Origin of the sequence: Halolamina sediminis (assembly GCF_001282785.1) — an archaeon.
Classification (GTDB): Archaea; Halobacteriota; Halobacteria; order Halobacteriales; family Haloferacaceae; genus Halolamina; species Halolamina sediminis.
Genome location: NZ_CVUA01000001.1, coordinates 2,473,113 through 2,498,691, shown reverse-complemented (window position 1 = coordinate 2,498,691; position 25,579 = coordinate 2,473,113). Strand labels below are relative to the sequence as shown.

26 protein-coding genes and 2 pseudogenes are annotated in these 25,579 nt (G+C 64.7%); 6 read left to right on the top strand and 22 right to left on the bottom strand.

All coding sequences use genetic code 11. The features are described 5' to 3' along the window. Positions 1-8: 8 nt before the first annotated feature. Together BN1959_RS12605 and BN1959_RS12600 are read right to left on the bottom strand one after the other, a co-directional pair. A complete protein-coding gene (locus BN1959_RS12605; protein ID WP_053949398.1) occupies positions 9-956 on the bottom strand; it encodes a hypothetical protein in 948 nt (315 codons plus the stop codon). Positions 957-1,043: 87 nt separating this feature from the next. Next, a complete protein-coding gene (locus BN1959_RS12600) occupies positions 1,044-1,394 on the bottom strand; it encodes a hypothetical protein (protein WP_053948983.1) in 351 nt (116 codons plus the stop codon). Positions 1,395-1,703: 309 nt separating this feature from the next. Here BN1959_RS12600 and BN1959_RS12595 point away from each other — a divergent pair, with 309 nt between their 5' ends. Beyond that, a complete protein-coding gene (locus BN1959_RS12595; RefSeq protein WP_079978683.1) occupies positions 1,704-2,828 on the top strand; it encodes an ABC transporter ATP-binding protein in 1,125 nt (374 codons plus the stop codon). Then, positions 2,825-3,685, top strand: coding sequence for an ABC transporter permease (locus BN1959_RS12590; protein WP_053948982.1), 861 nt, complete (start codon positions 2,825-2,827; stop codon positions 3,683-3,685). Before BN1959_RS12595 ends, BN1959_RS12590 begins: the two co-directional genes overlap by 4 nt. Before the next feature lie 111 nt (positions 3,686-3,796). Here the strand turns inward: BN1959_RS12590 and BN1959_RS12585 are convergent, their stop codons facing one another. The 7 genes and pseudogenes from BN1959_RS12585 to BN1959_RS12555 all read right to left on the bottom strand — a co-directional run bounded on the left by BN1959_RS12585 (position 3,797) and on the right by BN1959_RS12555 (position 8,866). After that, the gene (locus BN1959_RS12585) at positions 3,797-4,168 is read right to left on the bottom strand and encodes a DUF6166 domain-containing protein (protein ID WP_053948981.1); all 372 of its coding nucleotides are present in this window, start codon (positions 4,166-4,168) and stop codon (positions 3,797-3,799) included. 61 nt (positions 4,169-4,229) lie between these two features. Further along, a pseudogene (locus BN1959_RS12580) lies at positions 4,230-4,523 on the bottom strand (SWIM zinc finger family protein); the annotation flags it as partial. Between the two features lie 59 nt (positions 4,524-4,582). Then, positions 4,583-4,978, bottom strand: coding sequence for a DUF7567 family protein (locus BN1959_RS12575; RefSeq protein WP_053948979.1), 396 nt, complete (start codon positions 4,976-4,978; stop codon positions 4,583-4,585). Positions 4,979-5,088: 110 nt separating this feature from the next. Further along, on the bottom strand, positions 5,089-5,541 hold the full coding sequence (locus BN1959_RS12570) for a hypothetical protein (protein WP_053948978.1): 453 nt from the start codon (positions 5,539-5,541) through the stop codon (positions 5,089-5,091). After that, positions 5,538-6,050, bottom strand: a complete 513-nt coding sequence (locus BN1959_RS12565; RefSeq protein ID WP_053948977.1) for a winged helix-turn-helix domain-containing protein — start codon at positions 6,048-6,050, stop codon at positions 5,538-5,540. The genes BN1959_RS12570 and BN1959_RS12565 overlap by 4 nt, the downstream gene beginning before the upstream one ends. A 171-nt stretch (positions 6,051-6,221) precedes the next feature. After that, positions 6,222-7,121, bottom strand: a complete 900-nt coding sequence (locus BN1959_RS12560; RefSeq protein WP_053948976.1) for a DNA-binding protein — start codon at positions 7,119-7,121, stop codon at positions 6,222-6,224. 1,124 nt (positions 7,122-8,245) lie between these two features. After that, positions 8,246-8,866: a DUF7509 family protein gene (locus BN1959_RS12555; protein ID WP_053948975.1), complete on the bottom strand. Its 621-nt coding sequence runs from the start codon at positions 8,864-8,866 to the stop codon at positions 8,246-8,248. A gap of 98 nt (positions 8,867-8,964) precedes the next feature. On the opposite strand from BN1959_RS12555, the gene BN1959_RS12550 reads away from it, so the two are divergent. Then, positions 8,965-9,378, top strand: coding sequence for an ArsR/SmtB family transcription factor (locus tag BN1959_RS12550; RefSeq protein ID WP_053948974.1), 414 nt, complete (start codon positions 8,965-8,967; stop codon positions 9,376-9,378). A 176-nt stretch (positions 9,379-9,554) separates the two neighbouring features. On the opposite strand, the gene BN1959_RS14825 is transcribed toward BN1959_RS12550, so the two are convergent. The 9 genes and pseudogenes from BN1959_RS14825 to BN1959_RS12510 all read right to left on the bottom strand — a co-directional run bounded on the left by BN1959_RS14825 (position 9,555) and on the right by BN1959_RS12510 (position 15,404). Then, entirely contained in the window at positions 9,555-10,022 is a 468-nt protein-coding gene (locus tag BN1959_RS14825) for a hypothetical protein (protein WP_154018281.1), read from the bottom strand. A 153-nt stretch (positions 10,023-10,175) separates the two neighbouring features. Next, a complete protein-coding gene (locus BN1959_RS12545) occupies positions 10,176-10,757 on the bottom strand; it encodes a DUF7437 domain-containing protein (RefSeq protein ID WP_053948973.1) in 582 nt (193 codons plus the stop codon). 154 nt (positions 10,758-10,911) lie between these two features. Continuing rightward, positions 10,912-11,694, bottom strand: a complete 783-nt coding sequence (locus BN1959_RS12540) for a hypothetical protein (protein ID WP_053948972.1) — start codon at positions 11,692-11,694, stop codon at positions 10,912-10,914. 172 nt (positions 11,695-11,866) lie between these two features. Next, positions 11,867-12,091 carry a hypothetical protein gene (locus tag BN1959_RS12535; protein WP_237560339.1) on the bottom strand — a complete coding sequence of 75 codons (225 nt, stop codon included), beginning with the start codon at positions 12,089-12,091 and terminating at the stop codon, positions 11,867-11,869. A 105-nt stretch (positions 12,092-12,196) separates the two neighbouring features. Further along, a pseudogene (locus BN1959_RS15275) lies at positions 12,197-12,709 on the bottom strand (hypothetical protein). Next, the gene (locus BN1959_RS15270; protein ID WP_053949397.1) at positions 12,710-13,012 is read right to left on the bottom strand and encodes a hypothetical protein; all 303 of its coding nucleotides are present in this window, start codon (positions 13,010-13,012) and stop codon (positions 12,710-12,712) included. Between the two features lie 502 nt (positions 13,013-13,514). Continuing rightward, positions 13,515-13,772 carry a hypothetical protein gene (locus BN1959_RS12520; protein WP_053948971.1) on the bottom strand — a complete coding sequence of 86 codons (258 nt, stop codon included), beginning with the start codon at positions 13,770-13,772 and terminating at the stop codon, positions 13,515-13,517. After that, a complete protein-coding gene (locus tag BN1959_RS12515) occupies positions 13,750-14,352 on the bottom strand; it encodes a hypothetical protein (RefSeq protein WP_053948970.1) in 603 nt (200 codons plus the stop codon). Before BN1959_RS12515 ends, BN1959_RS12520 begins: the two co-directional genes overlap by 23 nt. Positions 14,353-14,480: 128 nt before the next feature. Further along, entirely contained in the window at positions 14,481-15,404 is a 924-nt protein-coding gene (locus BN1959_RS12510; RefSeq protein WP_053948969.1) for a transcription initiation factor IIB, read from the bottom strand. A 198-nt stretch (positions 15,405-15,602) separates the two neighbouring features. On the opposite strand from BN1959_RS12510, the gene BN1959_RS12505 reads away from it, so the two are divergent. Beyond that, entirely contained in the window at positions 15,603-19,184 is a 3,582-nt protein-coding gene (locus BN1959_RS12505; RefSeq protein ID WP_053948968.1) for a type IV secretory system conjugative DNA transfer family protein, read from the top strand. Positions 19,185-19,816: 632 nt separating this feature from the next. On the opposite strand, the gene BN1959_RS12500 is transcribed toward BN1959_RS12505, so the two are convergent. The 3 genes from BN1959_RS12500 to BN1959_RS12490 all read right to left on the bottom strand — a co-directional run bounded on the left by BN1959_RS12500 (position 19,817) and on the right by BN1959_RS12490 (position 24,282). Beyond that, entirely contained in the window at positions 19,817-20,332 is a 516-nt protein-coding gene (locus BN1959_RS12500) for a hypothetical protein (protein WP_053948967.1), read from the bottom strand. A 142-nt stretch (positions 20,333-20,474) separates the two neighbouring features. Beyond that, positions 20,475-21,872, bottom strand: a complete 1,398-nt coding sequence (locus tag BN1959_RS12495) for a sugar transferase (protein WP_053948966.1) — start codon at positions 21,870-21,872, stop codon at positions 20,475-20,477. A gap of 55 nt (positions 21,873-21,927) precedes the next feature. Next, positions 21,928-24,282: a hypothetical protein gene (locus BN1959_RS12490; RefSeq protein WP_053948965.1), complete on the bottom strand. Its 2,355-nt coding sequence runs from the start codon at positions 24,280-24,282 to the stop codon at positions 21,928-21,930. Positions 24,283-24,391: 109 nt separating this feature from the next. On the opposite strand from BN1959_RS12490, the gene BN1959_RS12485 reads away from it, so the two are divergent. Then, positions 24,392-24,799 (top strand): VanZ family protein, encoded by a 408-nt coding sequence (locus BN1959_RS12485; protein ID WP_053948964.1) that lies wholly within the window; start codon positions 24,392-24,394, stop codon positions 24,797-24,799. A gap of 12 nt (positions 24,800-24,811) precedes the next feature. Here the strand turns inward: BN1959_RS12485 and BN1959_RS12480 are convergent, their stop codons facing one another. Beyond that, complete coding sequence (locus BN1959_RS12480; RefSeq protein ID WP_053948963.1) at positions 24,812-25,162, bottom strand: DUF5518 domain-containing protein; 351 nt, start codon at positions 25,160-25,162, stop codon at positions 24,812-24,814. Positions 25,163-25,262: 100 nt separating this feature from the next. Here BN1959_RS12480 and BN1959_RS12475 point away from each other — a divergent pair, with 100 nt between their 5' ends. Further along, positions 25,263-25,463: a dodecin gene (locus BN1959_RS12475; RefSeq protein WP_053948962.1), complete on the top strand. Its 201-nt coding sequence runs from the start codon at positions 25,263-25,265 to the stop codon at positions 25,461-25,463. Positions 25,464-25,579 lie beyond the last annotated feature (116 nt).

The following is a 25,579-nucleotide window of genomic DNA, read 5'->3' as shown; positions in this document are numbered from 1 at the left end:
TCTGTTGGTTAACTGAGAGAGGACGAGGATTCGCCCTCCAGAACGTCGATGAGTTCCTCGGCCGTCCGACTAATCCGCCCGAGCCGCTCGCGAACGACCTCGGGATCGTCCGACTTCCACGCGGCGAGGTAGAACGCCGACCCGCTCGTGTCGAGTCCGCAGTACCGCCCGATGACGTACGCGACCGCTTCGGCCTCGACTTCCCGCTTGGATCGCTCGGTGTCGTCGTCGACATCGAAGTGGAGCAGGGCGTGTGCGTACTCGTGAACCAACGTCGTTGCAAGGTCGGCCTCGTTCGCCCGATCACGCACCTCGATGCGCGGCTGGCCGTCGATGAGGCTCAGTTGCTCGCAGATGCCCTTTGCCTCGCCGTGGGTCCACTCCGCGTCCGGAACGATTCGGACCGTCACGCCGAGCTCGTCAGCGGCGGCAGTTAACTGGTCGACGAGATCGCCGGCCTCCCCCGTCGCTGCCGTGTCGAGGTCTGGAAGCGGTTCGCCCTCGGTCTGGGAAACGTCGAACACCGGCGCGGGCTGGAACCCGACGAGGCCCTCGGCCCACTCCTCGAGCGGCGTTTCGTCGTACTCACAGTCACTGTCCTCGTGATAGCTCGGCGAGTTCTCGCACTCGGGGCACCGTTTGGTGATGATCGGCGCCCAGATCCAGATGGCTGACTCGCCTTCCTGGACGTGCCGGTCGAACTCCTCCTGCCACGTCCGGTAGCCGGCGACTTTCGTCGCCTCGGGGCACTGCCGCTTGATCAGGAGCGTGTTGCGGTAGGAGTAGTCATGGAGCCGACTCTGGATATCGAGCCACTCCTGAAACTCCGCGCTGGCCTGCGCGTCGTCGACGCCGGCGACGAGGTTGTCGATCCACTGTTCGATCGTGCTGTGCATCTCGTCGTGCCGTGTGTCGGCCTCGTCGAAGCAGACCGATGCGTCACTGGTCGTGGACATCGTGTTCACCGAATCAAGTTCACGGCGACTGCGCCCGTTCAGCCCGCGCTGCACCCCTCAGGGGCGTTCAAAAACCGAGTCTGTCGGTTACCGGAGTTCGTGGCGGTCGTCCACCAAGCCAACCGTGACGAGGTACTCGCGGAACGCGTCGAAACGTGCAGAGTCACTGGGCTCGCCCGTTGCGAGATGCCGCGTCCACTCGATGGCCCACGTGAACGCGGGATCCGTGCCGCCCTTGCCGTGGAGGTACCACCACCGCGCCGCCTTGAGGACCACGAGTGGGTTCGTCGGTGGCTGGTCGTCGGTCAGTGCGAGCGTGATCGACTCGATCTTTGCCGGGACCTCATCCGGGGCAACGTCGCCGGAGTGGGTGTTCGACAGATCGATCGGGATCGAGTCGACCGAGATGTCGTCGTCGCATTGCTGATTCTGACTCATTGGGAGTCACCTTCGTGAGGACGCTCTCTGCGCCCTCGCCCATTCCCGGGGCAGAAAAACCGCGGTTCGCGATCAGATGGGTCGGGAAAGACAGTTCGGTGTTTTCGTCAGCCGGTCGGGGACTGATGCCCTGCAGGACCGGCACTTGCTGTCGATACATCGGTGGGCTCGTTCTCTTGAGGCCTTGAGATATGTTACTGCTGTACTTAGCGATTCAACTGGGGCATGGCAGTAGTATGGGAACTGTTCTATAACACCCTCTATCGACAGTACCCTTTTGACCCGAAGCGCCGAACCGGCTCCCATCCGATGGGACGCAAGCCCTCCACCAACGGTCAGGCGCGCGGCGACGAACGGCCCTGGAGCGCCAACGATGGGGCCCCCGAACTCAACCCCGACGAGGCCGCCATCTACGTCGACGGCCTCGCGAAGACGTTCGGAAGCGGCGAGGATGCCGTGACCGCGGTCGAGGACGTCTCCCTCGCGGTCGAGCCCGGTGAGGTGGTGGGGTTACTCGGGCCGAACGGCGCGGGCAAGACGACGACGATCAAGTCGATTCTCGGGCTGATTCTGCCCGATGCGGGAACGGTTCGCGTTCACGGGATCGACGTCCACGCCAACCCGCGAGCGGCCTACGAGCACGTCGACGCCATGCTGGAGGGGGCCCGCAACGACTACTGGCGGCTCACCGTCCGAGAGAACCTTCGCTACTTCGCCGCGATCAGGGGCCAGGATCCCGACGCCGTCACCGACCGTCACGCGGAACTGCTGGAACACCTCGACCTCGCGGCGAAAGCCGACACGGCAGTCCGGGATCTCTCGCGCGGGATGAAGCAGAAAGTGTCGCTGGCGAGCGTCCTCGCGGGCGACATCTCCGTCGCCTTCCTCGACGAACCCACGCTCGGGTTGGATATCGAGAGCTCGCTGAAGCTCCGGACCGAGCTCCACAGACTCGCCGAGGAGCGGGGGCTGACGCTGGTCATCTCCAGCCACGATATGGACGTTATCGAGGACGTCTGTGACCGCGTCGTCATCATGAACGAGGGGCAAGTGGTCGTCGATGACACCGTCGAGGACCTGCTGGCGGGGTTCGAGACGCGGGGGTACCGAATCACCGCCCGCAGCGGATCCGAGACGGCGCGTGCGGACCTCGAGGACCGCTTCGACCTGACCGACGTCCAGCACGCCGGCGACCGACTGCGCTTCGAGGTGGCCGCTGACACGGCGACGTTCTACCGCCTGACCGACGCGATGGAGACGCACGACCTCGATGTGGCGAGCGTGGAGACGGTCCAGCCGGATCTCGCCGAGGTGTTCGTCGAAATGACGAACGGCACTGCCGACCCGGATGGCGAAAGCGAGGGAGACGCGTCGCCGACCCGGGAGGCACCGGCCAACCGTTCGCCAGCGAGCGAGCGGGGTGACCGCAGATGACGGCTGCTGCCGGCGACGATCGAGGCGAGGGCGATGGGGCCAGCGGCACAGACGGGCCGTCCCAGTTCATCACTCCCGAGCGAACCGGGGGGTACTCCCACCTCCTGAAGGCCGTCATCTATCGCGACCTGTTGATCTGGGTTCGCTACCCGCTGAACGCGGCGCTGGGGATCTTCATGGGCGTGTTCTTCTTCGCGCTGATGTTCTACGGGGGGACGATGGTCGCCGGGCAGGCGTTCTCGGACTCCATCGAGGGGCTGATCGTCGGCTACTTCCTGTGGACGCTCGCCATCGGCGCCTACTCGGGCATCATGAACGACATCCAGTCCGAAGCGAGCTGGGGGACGCTGGAGCGGCACTTCATGACGCCGTTCGGCTTCGGGCCGGTCGTCGTCGCCAAATCCATCGCGATCGTCTTCCGGACGTTCATGACCTCCGCGGTGGTGCTGGTCGTGATGCTGCTCATCACCGGGACGACGCTCGACCTCAACCTCGTAACTGTGCTTCCGGTGGCGACGCTGACCATCGCAGGTGCGCTCGGGCTCGGCCTGGTGATGGGTGGCCTGAGCGTGCTCTACAAGCGCATCTCGAACGTGGCTAACCTCCTCCAGTTCGCGTTCATCGGCCTCATCTCGGCGCCCGTCTTCGACATCCCGTGGGCCCGATTCCTGCCGCTGGCCCAGGGGAGCGCGATGCTCCAGCGGGCCATGCGCGACGGCGTCCGCCTCTGGGAGTTCGACCCACTGACCATTGCCGTGCTCGTCGGGACGTCGGTTGGCTATCTGGCGCTGGGGTACGCTATCTTCGGCCTCACTACGCGGCGCGCTCGTCGCCTGGGCGTGCTCGGGGATTACTGACGGCCACGGGTCAAAGGGCGGCTCGATCAGTGTCTCACCGCAGCTGGTTGGTTGCCGCCGATGCTCTCGCCCCCGACAGCGGAGACGCGACGCAGTTGCCCGATATCGTCGCTAGTCGTCGGGTAGCCACTGCTCGATCTCGCCAGCCGTGAGCGTCCACGTCCCATCACCCCCCGTACATTCGAGTTGACTCACGATCTCGCGCTTGAACGCTTGGTAGTGCGACTGGGCGATTTCCGGATCGTCGGTGTAGTCGAGCAGGATCGCGAGGGCGAGTTGGGCGGGGCCGCTCCCTCCATATCCCCATTCGAAGCCCGAGGGGCTGTGGCTCACGATCTCGAGGCTCCGATCCGGCGTGAGTTCCGTCGCTCCGGGGTACGTCAGCACGCGGACGCCGTCCCGAACGCGCGTCCCCACGTACCGAACTTCGGTCTTCTCGGTCGTCGACTGTGCCGTCGTGGGCTCGTCGATCGTTCCACTCATAGTGGGTTGCGAGAGGCAACGCGAGCACTCCCGCACCCTTTCCTGGGGGTGAAAATCACGGCCCGCAGTCGCTGACGGCCTGCATCGCCATCGCGACCTCGAGGATCTTCGGGCGGATCGCGACGGCGACGCGATGCTTGCACGGGTCGTCGTCCCGCTCGTCGGCGGGACACGTACAGCTGACGGGGAGGCCGTCGACGACCGAGACACGGTACTCGTGCTTGGCCGGGTTGAGGTGGCTCTCGTTGCGAACGCGGACGTCGCCGGCCTGTAGCGAGAACGCGAAGGCTTCGTACTGGGCGCGTTTGCGCACGCGATTCGACGGGTCGAGTTCCGCGAGTGGTGGGTGCTCCATCCTGCGTGAAGGCGGGGTGCTGGTTTCGCCCATCCTGGCGAGGATGAGAAACAGGATCGCTACGCTAGGTGGGCAACATCTTCCGGCTCGTCGATGTCGTCGAACTCGCCACGCTCGACGGGTTCCCACTCCTCGCCGGGGGCTGGACTCCACCAGTCCACCTCGTAGGCTCCCGGTGCGCCGAGGATCTTCGCTCGCGCTGCGCCGTCAGGGAGGTCGCGTCGCAGTTTTTCGTCGACGTGGAGGTTCCACGTCGTGTCGGTGGTGAAGCGCGCGATGGCGGCGTCCTCGTGGCCGCGTGTCTCCAGTGGCTCCTGCAGTTCGACCTGCGTGTTGCAGTGCTTGCAGAACACCCCCTCGAAGGGGATGTGGCTGAACACCTCGTGTCCGCAGACCGGACACCAGAGGAAGTCGAACAGTGCCTCACTGTGGCGGTCAAGTACTTCCAAACTCATCAGTGAATCAGGCCCAAGCAGTCCGGGCCACCCCTCGTGCCCGGCCGAAAAACAGCGCCCAGCGGTCGCGAACAGATGATCAGGGGACCGATCGATGCGCTAATGCCACCTCACGGCGGGTTTGAGGCGCTATTCAGCTGGTCGGTGGCGTCGTCCTCGTACGCAGCCCGCCACATCGCATGAACTGCACGCGTCACGAGTGAGACCTCAGTGACATCGATACAAGATGGTTCGGCGTCCGTTGTCGCGGCCGCGGGCGGAGGATGGAAATGAATCTCTGGTGAGTGTGTGTTCGGGTGGCGCTCGAAGCGCCAGTTGACGCCGTCGCTATCGATGTAGTGGAACGAGTACATCCCGAGTTCGCTCCACTGGATATCGAGCCGGGCGCTCTCGGCGTCGCCGAGCCCATCGCTGAGACTGATCTGCAGTTCCGTGGGGGCGACGACGTCATCGTACGCCGTTTCGTCGACGAGCGGCTCGAGGTCGAGCCACAGGTCGCGAATCCGCTGGAGCGCCGGGAGATATATCGGCCCGAACTCGCCGGCACGGTCGTCGCCATTCATACAGCAAGCTGGTGGCTGGCCTCGTCGTAGGCGAGCGCGGCTTGGGCGATGGCGAGATTCTGCCGCGTCGTGCGCCACGCCGTGAGATCGTCCCACCCCTCTGTCTCGTCGCCGTCGAGTTGCTGGGCGAGTTCCTCCGGGGACACCACGTCGTACTGGTCTTCGTAGCGCCGGATCTCTGCCTTCATCTCCTGAATGCTGTCGAGCAACTCCGGCCGATCGACTTCTTCACGTAGCTCACGGATCCGGGACATCAAGATCCGGTCATTGTTGCGCTTGTACAGCGTTGCTTGGCCGTCCTGTTCCGTCTCGGCGAACCCGGTGTTCACGAGGGCCTTGCAGTGTCGACGCGCCGTCGGCTCGCTCACGAGCGCACGGTCGGCGATCTCGGCGGCCGACTGCCCGTCGTGGGTCTGTTCGACGATTTCGTACACTCGCTCGAACGGTGTCCTTTCGTCTTTCCAGTCCGTCTTGACCTGCTCGTTGACGTCCTCCCACGCCTCGATCATACTGGGTGCTACGTGGTTGAAACACAAATAGTTTCTTGAAGAAATTATCCGTTCCCCCAACGGTCGTGGCTGCGCGCGCAGCGACGCGAGGAGCGAGCACGGAGCGGTGGGTGGGGCGGTGGGGCTTGGGTCGGCCCGGCCCACAGCAAAAAAGGGAGCTGCGCCGACTGGCTATTCGTCCCACCACCGGCCGCGCTCCGGGAAGTGGATGACGCTCCACCCCGTCACGGCCACCGAGATCCGGCCCTCGTACCAGTTCGTGGCCGCTTCGTGGATGCGCACCCGCTCGCCTTCCTCGATCCACGGCGCGTCCGATGCCTTCCAGATCGTCACCTTCGTTTTTCCGCTCTCGTCCGCGATTAGCCCGACTTGCTGGATGGCCGGCGAATCACTGTCCCAGAGGGTTTTCACACGACCCTCGATCGTGACCGTGCCGCGATCGACGTCCTTGAGAGCGTCGATGGGCACCGAGCCGGTGGGCGCCGTCTGCAGCTCCTCGAACACCCGCACGACTGCACTCGGCATGTCCGCGCCGTCGACGACCGCTTCGGCCAGGCGTCGACTGATCGCCGCACGCGACCAGCCATCCACCCGCGTCGCGAGTCGGTTTGCCTCCGCGTTCACCGTCGCCAGTTCGTCCTGAGAGAGCTCCGCTCGGGGATCATCCCGTTCGGGGTCGGCCATCGGGTCCACGCTCGCGGCCCGCTTCTGGAACTCCCGCCGGCGCTGCTTGCTCCCTTGGGCGGCGATCGCTCGCGTGCGCTGCTCGCGACCGTCCTGCGTGCCCAGCTCGGCTTGGGCACTGATACGCTCCAGCTCGGCGTCTCGTCCCCGAATGCGCTCTTCCTGTTCGAGGGTGACACCGTGAATCCGGTCCTCGCTCGTGTCCGCGATCCCGTCCGGGTGGTTCGCATCCACCTTTGCCTGCGTCTCCTGCTCGACCGCCGCCTCGAACGCCGGCGTGTCGTCAACGAGCGGGACGCCGTCTGCATCGACCGCCTGACCGCCCGCTTTCTCGAATGCCTGTTCATCCACCGAAACGACCTTTCGATCTGAGTTCTTACTCGACATTGGAGTTCACTAACTCCGAAGGCGCTGACGCGCCGCCACCCGCGACCTGGATCGCGGGTTTCTCACGGACCGCCACTCACCAGCGACGCCGTCGACAACCGTGTCGACGGCTGCCGGCACCGAGGCGCCCGCGCCGCGCCTCCACGCCGGACTCCGTCCGGCGCGGCGCGGCGCCGACGACACCCCCTGACAAACAAGTGCGGGGGAGCAGCTCGAGGTGAGCGCGCGGTCACCGCCGTATACCCAGCCGGTCACCGCGGGTCGGCGCCGCGCCGATCCCCGTCCGTCGGCAGACGCAACGGCAGCGGCCGCGGCGCCGAGGCGGCACGGCCGGGGGGTATACGGTGGTGAACGGCCCCGCATACGGCCACATCGAGGGACGCAGAGGGGTGGGCCCCGCCGGACCCGTGCGGGGCCGGTCCCGCGCGAGCCTGTCCCGTCCGTCGCAGACGCAACGGAAACGCCTCGCGCGGCACGCCGGCCGCGGCCGGCACGCCCGCGGCAGCCCACCCCGTCGCGACCGAGTTCGAGCGCATGCCCGGCCGGCAGCGCAGCCGGTCCCGAGGAACGCCCGGACCCGGGGCGTCCCGGGGTGAGCACGGCGAACCCCGGTCGCGCCGGCAGCCCGGCGGCCACTCGGGACGAGGGCGACAGCCCGAGCGGCGAGCAGCCCGTCCCGGACCGCGCAGGCGGCCACGTCTGAACCGGCGTCCGTCGGCGCGACCGCGGTAGGGGAGCGCCGACGCAACGGCCGGTGAAGATGCAGTCGGCCCGGCGCCGGGCAAACCCGGTTGCGGGCCGAGCGCTCGCAGGCCCGCTGTCGGGTGCGACCGGTATCGGGCGACTGCACCTGGCCCGACCCGGTCCCGTGACCGTGCCCCGTCCGTCGCAGACGCAACGGCAGCGCGAAAGCCCGGGCCCGGCAGGACCGGTCGCTGCCGGCCGGAGCGCGCGCAACCCGAGGAGGCTCCCCCAAACGGACGCAAGAGACACACGTCGACATCGTCAGGGGCAGCGAGATCGAGTGACTCGTCCGTTCCGTCCGTCTGTCAATCGCCGTACCACCATCTCCGAGGCGCCCACCAGCCTAACCGACTCGATGGCGGGATTCCGCGCTCTCTTGGTTACTCCAGCTGACTGAGTTCTCCACGTCGTTCTCGATGCATGATGCCACCGACGAAGCGCCGGAGTTTCTCGACGAGTTCTGCCTCGGTGTCGTACGTATCGACGCGTAAGTCCCACCGGACTCGTGCGGATCGAATCATCGCACTCGTCACGTCGTCTTCGTGGACGAAGATCAATCGATCACCGTGCGTTTCAGAGAGTGCTTCGAGAATACTTCCGGCTTCCTCTCCGACACCGAAATTGTGCCCGAGGAAGGGAAGGACGAACGCCGTTGCATTGCTGCATCGCGTGAACTCGATACTTTGGGTTGCCGCATCCACCTCCTCGGTCGGGATATCGACGTCGAGCGCGAGGAAGGCGTTGACGCCCGGTGTCACCCGAAGTGATCCCTGGAATCGCCGTAGCAGTGCCTGAGCGGCGTCGATCTCGTCTTTGTTCTGGAACAGGCGACGAAGCGGCCCCGGCAAGTCGTCGATGGCGATGTCTTGACGCTCCTCCTCACTCAACACGTAGTTGAGGTTGAAGGATTTGTACGGCCCCATGATGTAGAAGAGAAACCGATCGTACGGGACGTGGCCTAACTGCGCGACGATCTGGTCACGTGTGATCTCGGCAGTCATGACCGCATAGATCACCCAAATATATTTAAAGAATGGTGTTTTTGAAGATACTTGGCTTGGGAACATCTAAGAGCCTCTCTCCCGTACCGATTCATACGATGGCGACGAACCCGACCCGATCGGTCGGCGGTGATCTCCCCGAGGACCCGGAGGACCTTCTCCCAGCGGACAGTGTTCTCAGCCTCGAGGAGTACCTCGAAATGCATGCCGCTGTCGGGCACCGAACACGGTATGAAATCCTCTACCGGCTCGTCCACAGCGGCGAGATGAGCCCGACAGAACTGGAAGCCGCCATGGATATCGACGACAGCACCCTCCACTACCACCTCAACAAACTCGTCGACGTCGGCCTCGTCGAAAAACGCCAACGGACCGAACGTGGGCAGGATGGCCTCTACACGTACTACCGCGCAACCGTCTACGGCGAAGTGACGCTTACCGACGGCGTCGACGAACTGATCCAGGGTGAACAGGAGTTCGAACGAATGTACGACAGCACGAGTGACACGTAGCGTCTATCTCCACTTCCAGCTCTGTTGAAACCTATTGGACCGGCACGATCTGTGGTAAAACAGCCGGGAAGTGAGATTACATATTGATTCCGATATTTCTACCAGTTCGAAGGGCTGTTGCGGTTGCTGTACGAGATACAAGGCGCATATCGGTTGCTTGTTGATTCCTATTGAGTCTATTCGCAATTACTAAAATCATTAAGTTCTTTTTCTGTAATTTTTGTTCCTTTGATCGGGAGCAGAAGATCTTTCGCAGTTTTATTCTGAGGCGGAATAATTATTTCATCATCTTTCATTTCTATAGTAGCCGTATCTGGTATGAACGAGTCTTGCATAGTATAGTCCCAATCTGCTCGCAGGTTACAACGGGGCAGACCACTCACGCGGCGGTCAGCACGTTTTTCGAGTTCTTTGAAATTAGTAGAACCGAACGAAAGTGAGGGGACAATTCGCCATAGATGTGCCAGAACTCCTTCCCAATCCTCGAATAATACTAACGCTCCGTCAGGAGTTTCAATAGCTACAATGTAGTGTTTTCCTGTGATATGGAGCTTGTAGCCGCCCTTCTGGATTTCTGTCGGACTCTTGTGCCAATTCTTCTTAGTAGTATGCGGTTTATTGTCGTCTGAACTGAACAGCCCCATAGACAGAACTTGCGTGGGAAATATATTATAACCTCGTACAGCTCCGCTAACCTCCTCCTCTACACTTACCGATCGGCCGCAAATCTGTAACGGGTTAAGAACTTCAACAGAGGCGCGGTGGAAGGGTTGCCAAGTCGTGATCTGCCGCTCGCTTCAGGACTCGTCGATGTCCAACTCGTCGAGTCCGGTCCCTGCCTCCTCGATGTCGTCGTGCTCGTGGACGACGGGCCGGAGCGCCTGGAGGATCATCTCCGCAGCCAGCGGTGAGATGTCCAGATCCTCGGCCATCAGCCGGTGGGTCACTTCCCCACGCTCCCGAGCAACCGCGTAGGGAAGCGCGGTCGCGAGGCCGGCGACGCCGTGGCGGTCGATGTAGGTGTCGATGTCGGCGTCCGTCTCGCGACGGCCGACGGCGTCGATGAGCACCGGCGTTATCGTGTACTCGCGGTCACCGGCGGCCGTCGTCACGGTTAGGTCGATCTCCCGGGCGGCGTACCGGCGTGGCTGTTCGTCGTCGGTGACGTCGACGACGCCGGCGTCGACGAGCCGGTTGACGTAGCTGTAGGCCGTCCCCTGGGCGAGTTCGAGGTCGTCCATCACGTCTTGGACGGTCGCCTCCCCCTCCCGAGCAAGGTACGCGTACAGCTGGGCGAGCTGTGGCTCCTCAAGGAGGTCCGCGACCGAGAGGAAGTCCTGGACGATGTCGCCGTCGGCGCGGTTTGAGGTGCGTGACACGATTCGGTCTTGATTACAGTTAACAGCGAAACAGTAACGAGTGTTTGGGTCACTCTACAGGCGTCGTAACGAGGGGCTCCTCGAGGTCGCGCGTCCAGTTATCGTGGAAAGCACCTAGATCGTCACGGTGACGGTTCAAGACTGGGTGGGAGGGTCACTCAGACTGGGCTGGCGCCCATCCGGGCCGGGTGACGTTCGTCGCGCCGGGATCGACGGCGACATCGATGGACGTCGTCGGTGATTCACCGCGGACGTACTTGGTCACGAGGTACTCACCCCAGGTCGCCGCACGGACGAACTGGAAGGTGACGTTCGAGTAGAGGAGTTGCTCAGTATCGGCGTCGACGTAGAGAACACCTGATGCTGACTCGACGTTGTACGCCGTCCGCCCTGACGCGAAATTGTGGGTGTTGTGCCACCCGCTCTGGGCTGTGTAGACGTCGACCGCACGGCTGTCGTACGTCGTCGTCCCGGTATGTTCGTACTCCGGATACTCGAGGACGCTCAGCAGGAGGCTACGGCCGCCGCCCGGGGGGTCTTCGTCCGTATCGACCACGACGGCAGTCATCGACTCGTTGTCTTGTCGCACCAGCCGCTCGTCCGCGCTGAGATGGAGCATTTGTTCGTACTGGGTTCTGGTCGCCGGTTTTGAGCGTGTCACGGAGCGGTTCTGGTGCCAGTACGTCGTGTACGTCACGTTCTCGAACGCGGCGGTGAGGAGGAGCTGCCCGTCGGGTTCGTCGGTGCGAATATCGTAGGTGACGAAATGGTTCCCGTTGGTCGAGAGCGACATGTGCGACGTGTACGATCCGTTCGGCTCAGCATCGTCGAACGGAGCCGCTGTCCCGGCAGACGCTGGGTGGTAGCCAACTAGGCCGTACAGGAGGGCAATGCCGATGACGACGACGCCGACGGCGATTTTGCGGTTCCGGTTCATAGCGTGTGGTTGGCCCCCCGCCGTGATAGATGTGACCAGAACCTACTGCATCGGTCAGTACGGGCAATGCCGTGGCTGAATCAGCGGGAAGTTCGTCCCGCCGAACTCGTCAGGGAGAAATCCGTCGACAGCGAGCACGGTTTCGGGATGTCGTACACGGCGGTGAAAATAGTCATTCCTCGGCCGAGAGTTCGAGATACGTTCCGAGCGCGTCGGCGACGGTCCGGACGAACGACTCCTCGAGACGACCCTGCCGCCGAACGATCGCGGCGTGCTTTGGCGACGCGACTGCCCACGGCGAGGCGTCGCTCTGCCTGGGTATCCCGCCCGCAGCCCAGTCGGCGTCGTCGAGGGGAATCTCCTCCTCGTGGGGCGTCGTCGTCACCGTGACCGTCATGTACTCCTCGTCCCCGAACGGATGGCTGTCGTTGTTGAGGATCGCCAGGGGAGCTACTCCTGTGCAGCGCTGGCGTTGACCATCGCCATCTGTCTGATTCGCCGGTCAGGGCTCCTCGAACAACGAGCGGGCCCGTTGGACGTAGCTGTTTGTGTCCCAGCTACGGGCATCGCTGATCGCTTCAAGGAGCCGCTGTGCATCGGCAGTTGCTAGCTGGCCAGTTCGAACGAGCACTGAGAGGAGCGTCGGCGTCGTGACAAGCCGGGTATCTGCGAGCGATGCGTGGATCAACCCCAGCTGGGTGAATTCATCACAAAGCAAGAGTTCGGCATCGACGTCGTTCGCGAGCGTGACGGCTGCGTTCTCGCCATCGTCAAGTGGAAACTCGGCATCAAGGGTAACGGACCGTGTCTCGACCGCTTCGGTTCAATCGAGGGCGATAGATGCAGCACGACCGTGCACGTCATCGTACGAGGCGATCTCCTGGAGTTCCTCGACGACCGCGATCGGGACGACAACCTCGTAGTGAGACAGGCAGATCGACAGCGGGTCTGGATCGTCGGTAGCGACAACCCCGAGGCTGACGAGCGCAGAGGCGTCTGCAACAAGCCTGGACATCTATGCGTCAGCGACCTCGTCGATGAACTCCTCGTCCAACTGCTGTTTCAACACCTGGAAATTCGCCGCTTCCTCGGCGCCGACGAGCGCTTTGAGTTGCTCGAAGGAGATCTCGTCGTCATAGTAGGCGGCCGCGATCTCCTGTGTGAGCGCGTCGTCGTGGGCCGCCTCCTGGAGGTACTCTCGGAGTGCGGTCACGAGGATATCCGTGCGATCCTCGCCGAGAACGTCCGCGAGCGCATCGGCGCGGTCGACGAGCCGATGGGGCGCCCGAAACTGGACGCGTTTCTTCTCGCTACTGATATGTGTACAGTGTGAGCTAACACACTTAGCCTTTACCGTGTGTACGTTGTGAGCCTGTGGAGGGGGCTTGGGGCTCACGCGTTCGCGGACGAGTGCCCGTTTCAGACATTCTCGGGGGTTCGAATCCAGAAAGTGCTCGTCGAAGTTACTCGCCCCACAGGGTTGCGATCCGGTCTTCGATCTCGTCGAGGACGAGCGTCACGACCTCGCGATGATCGGCAGGCCACGATGCATCGTCGCCAGGTGTCGGGGCGGTGGGCCATCCGCGGCGTCTGGCTTGGCCATACACGTCGTTGGCTAGTTTCGGATTCAATTCTTGTGTTGCGGAATAGTTTCCTGTACCGATGCATCGGCGTGGAGCCCGGCGAAACTGGCACTCGGATGGTGTCGCGCGCCGCTGGTGGCGGCCCAATAGCGGCGACGAGTGACGGCGTTCGGCAACGCAACGAGAGCCCGTTTTTTTCTCGCGCGCCACGTCAGCTACGGATGAACGAAGGCTCAGTTAGGTGTCGGCGGAATCGTCAGCAGCATCAGCGATCTCCGCAGCCACGTCCGTGACGTGCTGCTTGTGCGCTGCCGACATCTGGACGCTCTGGGCGGCCTCGAGTTGATCGTTGACGACCGCGTTCTGCTGGGGTCCCCATTTCTCTGGGGGTTCAGACTCGATATACGCCACCCAGCGTTTGATCGCGGCGATGCGCTGCTCGTGGTTGCGGGCGTGTTTCGCGTCCAGATCGTCAGGCACGTTTGAGTCGGGCATACTCGGCGTCGACCTCGAGTCGGTCTACCCACGTTTCGAGCCGAGAGACACTAAGGCTTTGCTCAAACAGGGTATACAGGTGGACAGCGTCTTCGAGGTCTTTCTGGGCACCGAGGTGCAGTTTGTACGCGATCTGGAGTTCGAGCGGCCCGATCGGGATTTCCGCCCCACCGATACGCGCGGTGATGGCGTTCTGCAGGGAGGCACGATCGAACTCGTCGCTAACAACCTTCAGTTCGAGATGTGGCGTTACTTGATCCTGTGGGGCAACCCAGATTGGATCGCCATGCGAGAGCATTTCGTCCAGCGCCGAAAGCGGCATCGCGGCACCCCAGAATCCCTCGGCGTCAAGCCTCGCAGCGAGTTGCTCGGCCGTTTCGGAATCTATCGCTTCGATGAGAACGTCGACATCTTCAGTCGAACGGGCACGCCCGGCGAGAATCGACACGTACCCAGCGATGAAGACGTGATCGATGCCGAAGTCAGTGAGGATCTCGGAGAACTCGATCGCCAGATCGTCAAGCCGGTTTGGCGCTCGGTCGACAACCAAGGTGTCGTTTCGTAGCTCGATACCGGTCATGGCTGTGCCTCTGTCCCCAGATGGGAAAACGGTTCGGCGATGCCAGCACGGTTCACACCCGTCGCTGCACGGTGGCAATCGGCGACGGAGTTGACCGCGTGGCGACCGCAACGTGTCTAGTTTGACGCTCACTCAACGACGGAGAGCAGCCTATCGCGATGATTCCGGACCGTCTCAACCGTTACTTCAGCCGCTGCTGCGGCATCAGCTTGCGTCAACGGCTCGTTGTTCGCACAGGCAGCCATGTACAGGCAGGCAGCAGCGAACCCAGCGGGATGCACGCCAGTCGTGACGCCGGCGTCGACGGCCTGTTCGGCAAGCTGCGCCGCTTGGCGTCGCACAGCGTCGGTACACCCCAACTCGGACGCCAGCCGTGGCACGAACTGCGGCGGCGCCATCGGCGACGTGGGGAGCTCGAGTGCCTCGTTCAGCACTTGGTAGGCGTTCTCGATACGTGCCTGCGCAACCTGGGCGACCGGCGCCACGTCGGTCATGAGTCGGGAGTGGCCGTTACAGCGACAGGCGGCGAAGACGCTCGCCGCTGCCATCGCCTCGATCGAGCGCCCCGGCAGCAGTCCGTCGTTCTGCGCCGTCCGGAACAGCTGACACGCCTGATCACGCACGGTGTCAGGCAGACCGAGTGCGCTCGCGATCCGCCGGATCTCCGTGAGGCCGTGGCCGAGGTTCCGGTCCTGTGTCGACTGCCACCGGCCGCGGGCGTGCTCCCGTCGCAGTCGGGCGAGCCGGCGACGCTTCTCCGGGTCGAGGTCGCGCCCGGCTGCGTCCTGGCCCGAACCGATCTGGGTCGAAAGGCCCCGATCGTGCCGAGCGGCAGTCAGCGGCGCGCCAGTCCGCTTTCGTTCGTCCTCGTCGTCGATGTGCCACTCCGGCCCGTGATCGATCGCTTGGTCGTCGATCACGAGGCCGCAGTCCTCACAGACGGTCTCGGCCGTGTTGGTCCGCACCTCTCCACCGCACTCCGGACACGGCGTGTTTGTCCCACACTGGACGTCCTCGTCGAAGCCGCGATCGTAGATGTTGCTCGTGGGCATTGGACTCACCTGCACGAGGTCGCGTCACGTCGGCGCGCCCCGCACCCCTCCCAGGGGCCGAAAAACTGCGGCGTGCTGATCGCCGGTCGTGTCGGCCGCGATAACTGAACGCGGGGATTCGGGAAAGAATATACATCTGAGCAGGCGTAATTAGGTGCCGAATCAGCCGACTACCTCGACGTGTGGCAGGATAGAGCCATGGTCCCGAACGAATTCACGACCGAACGGTCGTATCTCCGTGTCCAGCCGAGTGACGACCCGCTTCGCGCCGAGCAGGTGCCACGGGCGATCGCCCAACTGCACCGAACGACGGGCGGGGAAGATCCGCCGACGTACGAGTGGCTGTTCGCCGCGACTGGTGCCGCCAACAGCACGGGCGACCGCCACATCGTGTGGTACGTGGGCTGTGACGGCCCACTTGCCCCCGTCAAACGGACGCTCCGACAAACACTCCCGGATTCGGTCGACCTCGTCGAGACCGACACGACGTATCGCGCAGCCGTCGATGCGCCGCCGCTCCCCGACCCGGATGACGACTCGGGGGCACCTGACTGGGACGTCGCCGCCGTCGAGTGGAAGGGAGTTGGGGATCGACCGGCCGACTGGCAGTGTCCGCTCCCCGCGCTCCCAGCGTTCGCCGTCGGCGATACGCCACAGACAGACAAGGCGGCGGCCGGCAACTGGCCGCTCGCGAGCCTGCTCGACGCGCTGGCGACCAGTGATGCGCCCGCGCTCGTCCAACTGCTGGTGACGCCGCGGCCCGACTGGCACGCGGCGAAGCAGGACCGCAGCATCGATCTCGAACTCAATAGCGACCTGCGGCGCAACGCGCTGCTGCAGTCACTCCTTGGCTCGTCGGGCTCGGCCGACACGGACACGGCGACAAACGGGGCCGACGACCCCACGACGGACACGTCGATCGCCCCAGCGAACCGACGGCGGATCGAGGCGCTCGAAACGGTCGACGCCCGCCGATCGTTTACCGTCAACGCCCGGGCAGTCGCCCTCGACAGTGACGCCGCCAACGCGACCCAAACGATCCAGTCGGTGGCGACGGGGTTCGAGGCTATTCGCGGCGACGACTATCGGATCACGCCAACGCAGTACGAGTACGGCGCCGATGCGGCCCACGATCAGTTCACGGCTCTCTGCCAGCGTACGACCCACCAGTCGCCGACACGCTTCACCCACGTCATCCCGGGCACGACGAACGCGAGCCCGGCCATCGTCGCCGATCCAGGCGCTGTCGCGGCACTCTGTCTCGTGAACGGCCCGGCACTGGGTCCCGCGGCCAGCCGGGCGCTCGAACCGACACCAACCGACCGCACGGGGATCGAACTCCCGCCGCGGACCGTCCTCGACCGCTATCTCGACCAGTCGGGAATGACGGTCGGTCACCCGAAAACGGCCGACCGAGAACCGCTCGACGCAACGCTGTCGTTGCCGCCGTCGATCCAGCCACTGCATACCGCGTTGTTCGGGGCGACCGGCGCCGGCAAAACCGTGGTCGGCCAGACGATGCACCTGACGAACCACGGGGCGACCGACGGTGCCACGATCTATATCGACGCGAAAGGCGACGACGCCCCGGTCGAGTACGCCCGCGGTCAGTTCGCCCGGGACGGTGATTTAGACGACGTCTACTACTTCGACTGCACCGAGTACCTGCCCGCGCTGCCGTTCCTCACGATCGAACCGCTGCTCGAGGCGGGCTTGGACCGCGAGTGGGCCGTCAATACGGTCGCCGAACACTACATCGACCTGCTGGCGGCGGCGATGGGCCACGAGCAGTTCTACAGCGCGGAGGCGGCCGTCGAGGTGATCCAGCAGCTCGTCCGCGCGCTGTTCGACCCCGTCCACGGCGCCGACAGCATCAGTCAGCAGGAGCTGCTAGCGGCCGCCGCGCAGTTCCACGAGACCGGCAACCCACCGCCGGTTTCCGACGGTGCGCTCCACCAGAAGCTCGCGAGCACGGCTGCCAACGCCCCGACGACGTTCGACACCATCATGAGCGCCGTCACCCGGCGGATCGGCATCGCCACGAACGACACCCGGCTCGCCCCGCTGTTCGAGGCCCAGCACGACACGGCGACGTTCGATCTCCGCAGCGCCCTCGATGAGGACTGCGTCATCGTGTTCGACCTGCGGGGCTACGGCGACCGCTCGCGGACGCTGCTGGCGATCGCGATCCTCTCCCAGCTCTGGCGCGCCCTCCAACGACGGCAGGCCCTCGGCACGGCGACCGATCACCCGCTCGTGAACTGCTACATCGAGGAGGCGGCCGAGTTGGCGATGACGGGCATCCTCGACACGCTGCTCTCGCAGGGCCGGGCGTTCGGTCTCGCGCTCACGCTCGCGATGCAGTTCCCCGAGCAGCTCAGAGAGTCCCACCCACGAGTGTACGCGGAGTTGCTCAACGACGTGGGCACCATCATCACGGGCCCCGTCGGCGTCGATCGTCGGCTGGCCGAGCGCCTCGCAACGAGTGACGCCGACGCGGACGCGGTCGCGGACCGGCTTCGCGACCTCCAGCGTGGGGAGTGGTTGGTCCGTCCCGCAGCCCCGTTCGCTGACCGCCACCCCCGGCCGTTCACGGTGACGTCGCCGTCGCTCCCCGCTGGCCACCCGGAGAGTGACAGCCCGCTCACCGGCGCTCGTGAGGCGGCCTTCAGGGAGGCGTTCGACGACGCGAAAAGTCGGACCCGGCAGGAAGTGGGCGTCGCCGTGGGACGTACAGCCAGCGGGAGTACGGATCCTGCGGCTGTGGAGGGGCCGATCGAAGGATCGGTCGCCGGGCTCGCGGCGGCGACCGCTACGATCCCGCATACGGAGCGGTTCCCCGACTGCCTCTCCTACATCGACGAACCGCCGTACCCGATCGTCTGTGACACGTGTGAGACCCGCTACGCGGCCACGCCTGAGGGGATGCGCCGGGCGATCGCGTGCCACCACTCGCTCGACGCCGTCGACCGGGCCGCCATCCCCATCTGCTCGCTCGATCTCCAGCTCACGAGTGGGGAACGCGCGGCCAGCCCGTACAGCGATGCCCAGCTCCGACTGCTCGCGGCCGTCTACATGGCCCACCAGCAGCGCTTCGACGCCCAGCTGGAGTACGACACCGTCTGGGACTCGATGACCAACCTGGAGGCCTACGTCGGGATCGACACCGACGAGGTGCAGGAGCTGTTGGATGACGGGCTCTTGCGCGTCGACTGTCGCCGTCCCCACAAGCTGTACACAGTGACGCCCGACGGGCGGGACGCGATCGGCGTGGGGCATCGCGAGGGGATCGCCTACGGCGACGGGACGGGCGATCTCTCCGAGTCGAGTCTCCATGTCGCGATGGTCGCCGTCGGCGCCCGGTTGCTCGCGGAGGAGTTCGTCGACCCTGACGACCAGCCCGGGACGCGTGTCGAATGCTACTACGGCGTCGATGACGGGCGGTTGGATGCCGCCGTGTTGGACGCCGATGATGCCGTCGTGGCGGCGCTTGAGGCGGAGCGGATCAACAACGACCGGCGGGAGGCGATTCCTGCAGACTTCGACAAGATGGCGGCCTGTGACCCGGAGGCCGCGTGGTGGCTGGTCAAGACCCGCGGCGACGGGCACGAAGTGTTGCGGGCGCTCAACGATCCGCCTGATGGTGAGTCGCGGGTCCCGCGAACGTACAGTGAGAACATGGCGCCCCGCGAGTACCGAATTGATACGTCGGGGTTGACGGCCGTGTACACGTTCGAGTACGCACGGGATACGCTCCTCGGTGCGGACCCGCCGAGGTAGACTGCCCGTTCGGTGGGCATCGGCACCGAACTCAGAACTACAGAGACGGAATCGTCCGCAAGAACAGTGTTGCTGGCGTTTCGAGTCACCAGGCAGGGTGTGCGTTACCGACGAGGGTGGCCAGAGCTGTGCGTCTACATGGCTACCGTATCGGCGTGGAGTGGCTAGCTGAACGCCTCCGAGGAGTGATCAGCGATCGAGGTGTCGTGTTCAGTGTCGACGAACCGCCTGCAGGCGTCGGTGTGTAGTAACAGCCTGGGCCTATCCATCTCGCGAGTAGGACTGGGTGGCGTGGGTGGCGTCGACGCCTCGATCGAGACGGGCGGGTACTGAACGTACTCCTTACGCCTGACGTCGACGTCTCGCGGGCCCGCGTTGGACCGCTGTCCCGTCACACTGTGGTCGATCGAGGGATTGGTGCTCCGCTCTGCATCGACGTCGCTGTCGCGCCACGCGGTTGGGGCCAGTGATGATCCGACTCCCACACGGCATGGTTGCCCACTGCTGTTCGATCGCCCCTACTTCATCGACGCCACCGGTGGACGGCCTACACGCGCTTGTTCACGCCTGTTTCCGGACTGTACACTCTCTGTAGTACTGACGACGACGGAGCCTCGTTGGCCGATGCCGAATCAGTCAGTGAGCTCCACGTCCCACACTGCCACGAGAATTGAGAGGGTCTGTCCCCCGCCGACGAGCGTGATCGCGGCGAGGACCAGCGAACTGCCGGGAAGCAAGAACAGGAGCGCTCCAAGGCCAGCCAATCCCGCCGCCAGCATATACCGTCGGTCAAGGCCGTCGGCGCCGCCCCCGCGACGTGCGGTCGGCAGAAGAGCGAGTGTCGGGAGGAGCATCCAGCCGAATACGGCAAATTGAGTACCGAGTGGCTCCCCTGTTGCGACCCCGTACGCCCCCGCGAGCGTCACGGGAATTCCGGCGACGATGACGGCGAGCCACACCCGTAAGACCGGGTCGGTTCGCATCTCCCCCCACGAGAGGCCGGCGAAGGCGATCAGGAGCGTGGTTATCACGATGTGGCCAACGAGGACAGTGTGTGCGGTGAGCAGTTCCGTGTGGGCAGCGGCGGCGAACACCCACGCCAGCGGGACGAGTGCTGCGGGAGCGGTCGCGCGGAGCCGACGGAGCATACCCGCTAGTGAGACCCGGTTGGCAAAGCCAGTTTGGTGGGTGGCCCTCGGCGGCACAGAGGTCTATGTCGACAGGTAGGTGTTCCCTCTCGTTTGTTTCAGGGGTTTCGGCTTCCCCTGCTATTTTGACGACCAAACTCAGTCAGTTCCGAACTGTTTTCACCAGGTCGACACACACCTTCCATACCTGTCTCACCACAATCTTCACGTCTAGCGTGAACGACTGTTCTTTCACGTACTGCAGATCGCACCGCAGTTTTTCCTCCGGATTCGTACTCTTCACGTCGTTCACTTGCGCCAACCCAGTCAACCCAGGCTTCACAAACCACCGCTTCCGCCAGGACCGCTCTTGTGCCTCCAGCAGCGACTCCTCCTCGGTCCACACCGCCCGCGGACCAACTACACTCATGTCCCCCACCAGGATCGACCAGAGCTGGGGGATCTCGTCGAGATGCGTGCGCCGTAGCACACGCCCGACTCGAGTGATGCGGTCGTTCTCTTCGTCCTCAACGGGCGTCGCCGACTCGCCCTCGGGCACCATCGACCGAAACTTGAACACGTCGAACGTTTCACCGAACACCGCCGTCCGCTCCTGCTTGTACAGCACTGACCCACCATCATCCAGCTTGATCGCTACCACGATCCCGAGGATCACCGGGCTCAACAGCACCAACCCCGCAACCGAGAACGCCACGTCGAACCCCCGTTTCAACACGTAATCCTGCACGTCCCACGGCTCCACATCCACGTCCACCAGCGTACCCACGTCCGTGCCCGAGGTCAGCACCTGGTCCGCGTGGTCCCGGTGCACTTTCGCGTCGACGCCGTGCTCGAAACACGCGTCGAGCGCGCCGAAGAACTCCGCCCGGTCGGTATGCTCGAACGCTAACACCACCGTGTCCACGTCGTACTCGACGAGCACGTCCTCGATTCGGGAGAGTCCGCCGAGTCGATCCAGACTCGCGACGCCGCCGTCGGCGATCGCTGGCGTCGATACCGCTCCCTCGATCGTGTCAAACGCGACCGTCGGGCAGAGATACCCCAGCACCGGCACATCGATATCGGGAGCGAGGTGTTCGATCTCCGCGGGATCGTCGCCAACGATGATCGCCCGCTCCGGGTCGCTTGACGGCGTGCGCCGCATCCAGACGAACCACGCCGGAAGCGTGGTCAGCAACACCGGCGCCACCGCAAGCAACGTCAGGCGCGGGAGTCGGTAGGTGTAGTCGAAGTACCCGATCGCCGCCAGCGCCAGCAGGCCGACGAGCACGCGCTTCTGGGCGAGCACGACGGCGTCGAGGATCCGCCGTGGGCGTGGCTTGTACAGGGGCAGCAACGCCGCCATCACGACGACGACCGTCGTCGCGATCTCCATCAGCCCCTCGACGGTTCCGGGTGGGCTCGTGGAGAGGCGGCGCAACAACGGCACTGCCGCCAACACCATCTGTGCGGATGGGCTGTTCACGACGCTGACGGCGATCGCCGTAATGACTGCGACCCCCAGCGCGCTCCGGACCCGGTACCGCCAGCCCCCGTTCATTACGTAGCTATCAGACGTTACGAAGGATAAACACACCGACTACGTTAGCTGCCGCCTACCCGCCGTCAACGCGAACGGACTGTCCGGACTCCACGGCCTCCTCAGAAACAGTCACTTCCTCCCCGGTGATCTCGTAGCTCCCGGGATACGGCACACGCACCGAGTAGTTCCCCGAGGCGTCAGCCGTCGTCGTCCGACTGTACGTAACCTCCCGTCCTGCAACGTCGACGGTCGTGGTCGCCGTCACCGTCGCATTCGGTTCGGCCGAGCCGGTCACCGTCGCCCCCGGAACCAGCGTGAACACCTTCATCGACCTGTCGTCGCTGGCCCACACCGCGCGGTAATGTCCCGTCCCGTTCCCCCAATCGTGCAGTCGGCTGTACATCGTCTCCTCGCCGACGTCCGATAGCCCGCTATGGCGATCAACGACAACGAACCCGACTCGCCCGTTGAGCCGCTGGTACCACTCCGACGCGTTCGGTGACGCGAGGAAGTCCTCGTAGTTCGACTGGGCGAACCCGTACCCTCGCGACTCTCCGCTGACGATCGCGTTATACATCCGGCTGTCGCCCCACTGGCTGAACACGTAGTTCTGCGGGTACTCCCAGCCCTGCTCAGTTGCGTACTCGTCCATGAACGTCGCCGCCTCGTAGCTCTCGTCGCTCACCATGAGGGTCGTGGTCCGCGCGGGACTGATCACGGCCCCGAGCCCGCCGACGAGCAGTACGATGAAGCCGATGGCGACGACCGTGTCGCGGTTCGGCAGCGGGATCGCCGGTAGTTCGGGCGAGTGATCACTCCAAGAATCCCGGCCCTCGGCAGCGACCATCGCCGGCGGCACGGTGGCGCCCGTGACCGCACTCAGGTGCACAACGGCGACGCCTGCAAACACCGACGCGAAGAGCGCGAGCTGCCCCGCGAACCGGACCTGCAGGAGTGCGAGCAGTAAGAACACCCCGCCGTAGCTCCCGACGAGTAGCCAGATCGGGTTGTTCCGCTGCCAGCCACCGACGAGACTCCACGCGAGATACGGCAGCGCGAAGAACAGACTTAGCCCGAAGAAGAAGAATGGGCCAACGACAGTCCCGTACTGCGTCCCGAACAGCGAGGCCGTCTCGGCGATCCCTTCGACTGAGCCGGCCTGCACGAGTCGATCCAACTCCTTCGTGAACTCCGCCCCAAACTCCGGAACCACGGTGTACGCGACGGCGAACACGACGCCGCCGGCCACCGCAACCGAGCCGGCTGTCAGTCGCGCAGAGAGCCCACGCCGATTGGCAAGCTCACCGACCCCGAGCACCGCAGCCAGCCCAGCCGCGAGCAGCAGCGGCGTCGCGACGATGTAGAACTCCTGCCAGTTGAGCGCCGTGTGCACGGCGACGGCGAGCACCCCGCCCAGCCCAACGGCGACAACCAGCGGAAGATCTACGAGCGGTGACTCGCCGGCGTCGACGGCGGCCGTTGCTCGTACGATACTGTATAGTGCCAGCGGGAGCAGGAGAACTGGGCCGGCGTTCCACGCAAGCACCTGCCCGGCGACGCCGACGGCGACGACGCCGCCCAGCGCGAGCGTCCACGGCGTCACGATCCCTCGATGTGTCGCCTCCTCCGTCGAGGTACGCTGCAGGAGCGCGACGGCGGCGACGGCGGTGACCGCGAGCCAGACGTAGTCGAACGCGTGGTGGTCGGCGAAGCCGATCGCCGTCCGGTAGGCGTGGACCGGCGTCACAGCGAGGATAACGACGCTCGCGACGCCGATGCGCCGGTCTTCGGTCAACTGCACCGCCAGGACGTAGACGAGCGCGGCCGTCACGAGCCCGGCGACGACAGGGTACCACGCGAGGACGAGGTCCGCGGTTTCGACGGTCCCGCCCAGCAACTTCGTCGCGGCGAGCAGCGTCGCGGTCAGCAGTGGCTCGCCGAGGAGTATCGAGTCGGGAAGCGAGGTGACAGTTGCCCCCTGTTCCAGTGACTGGAGGAGCAAGTAGCGGTACGCGTACGGATCATTCCCCAGCAACACGACGTGCTCGCTTCGGAACACCGACGGGAACGCGACCAGTCGGACGGCGACGACGAACGCGAGCGCGGCGGCGAGTGCGAGGCCGACGCGCCGGGGCGGCAGATCGAGGTCGAACTCCAGCGACGGCTCGGCGTCGTCCGCAGTCGACTGGATCTCCTCGCCGTCGAGCGCTGCCTGCACCGCGTCCCGATCGGCGACCCGGTACTCGCCGTCGACTTTCTCGACGATCCCGCGGGAGACGAGCTCGCCGAACGTCCCCGAGTCGATCGGGATATCGTCGAACGTCCACGTCTCGGTGTCGGCGTCGACGTCGAGCACGGCCCGGAGGTCGTCGTCGACGCCAGGGCGTTCCGAACGGAGGGTCGCGGTCGCCTCCCGCACGTCGCTCATTGGCCAAAGGGATTCAGCCGCGGCGTATAAACCTCCCTTTCACGCGAGCGATCAGTCGGACCGATACGCAGTCGGGAGGTTTTTGCGGGGCGGGCGAGGGGTTCGGCCCATGCGGCAGTTCCGTGTTCCGTTGTTCCCCCGAGTCGTCCGCGCCGCGGGCGTCCTCGTCGTCGTCGCGGTGATCTTCTACTTCTCGCTTCTCGACAGCGTTTCGTCCCCACCGACACCGTCTCCGTGGTGGGATAAGCAGCTCCACCTCCTCGCGTACGCTGGCCTCTCCGCGGCGGCGGTGTACGCGACGACGAAGTGGCGCCGACGGTCGGTTCGCCGTGGCGTCGCAGTGCTGCTCGTCGTGTTCGCCTACGGTCTCGGGATCGAACTCGTGCAAGGTCAACTCGCCAACCGGTATTTCGGGTTCGGTGACCTGCTCGCGAACGCTGTCGGTGCACTCGTCGGCGGCCTCTGGCTGGCGGCGGAGCGCTACGTCCAGTACCGCCGGGTCCCGAAGCCCACGTAGCCGACCCCCGACTCAGTCCCGGAACTCCTCGGCGAGATACACGCCGAGCACGCCGCCGACCGTCGAGAGCGCGATGGTTGTAACGGCGACGAACAGGACGCCCAGCAGCAGGATCACGATCCCGCCGGCGAACGCGTCGCCGAAGCCGAGGAAGGCGAACAGGAAGCCGCCGAACAGGAGCACCACGCCCGCCATCGGGATCGCGGCGAACACGCCCGAGAGCGCGCCGACGCGGGCGCCGTCCCGGCGTTCGAGGTAGCCCGCGGTCGCGCCGCCCAGCAGCGCCGAGACGCCGAGGAAGGAGAGACACACCGTGACTGCCGCCCCGACCACCGCGTTCACGTAGGTGTTGTCGGTCGCCATACGGGCCGTTCGAGCGAGGGGAGCAAAAACCATCGGGGGTCCGGCGACGCCAGTGCGACGGCCACCCCGTTTATGTATCCGCTCGTCGAACAGTAGCGTGATGGTCCACAAGAAGATCACCCTGATCGGATCGAGCGACGAGAGCTTCGACGCCGCGGCCGACGACGCGATCGACCGTGCGGAGGACACGCTGGACAACGTGAAGTGGGTCGAGGTGAAGGAGCTCGGCGTCGAGCTCGCGAGCGTCGACGACCGGCAGTATCAGGCCGAGGTCGAAGTCGCATTCGAACTGCAAGGCTAATTCCCAGTCACGTCCTTTTTCAGATATCTGGCTTCGATAGCGGTAGTTCGAACGCCAAGCCACCATCATCGACGCCCGAAGTCGTTTGGTACGGCATCGCTTAACCACAAGCTGTG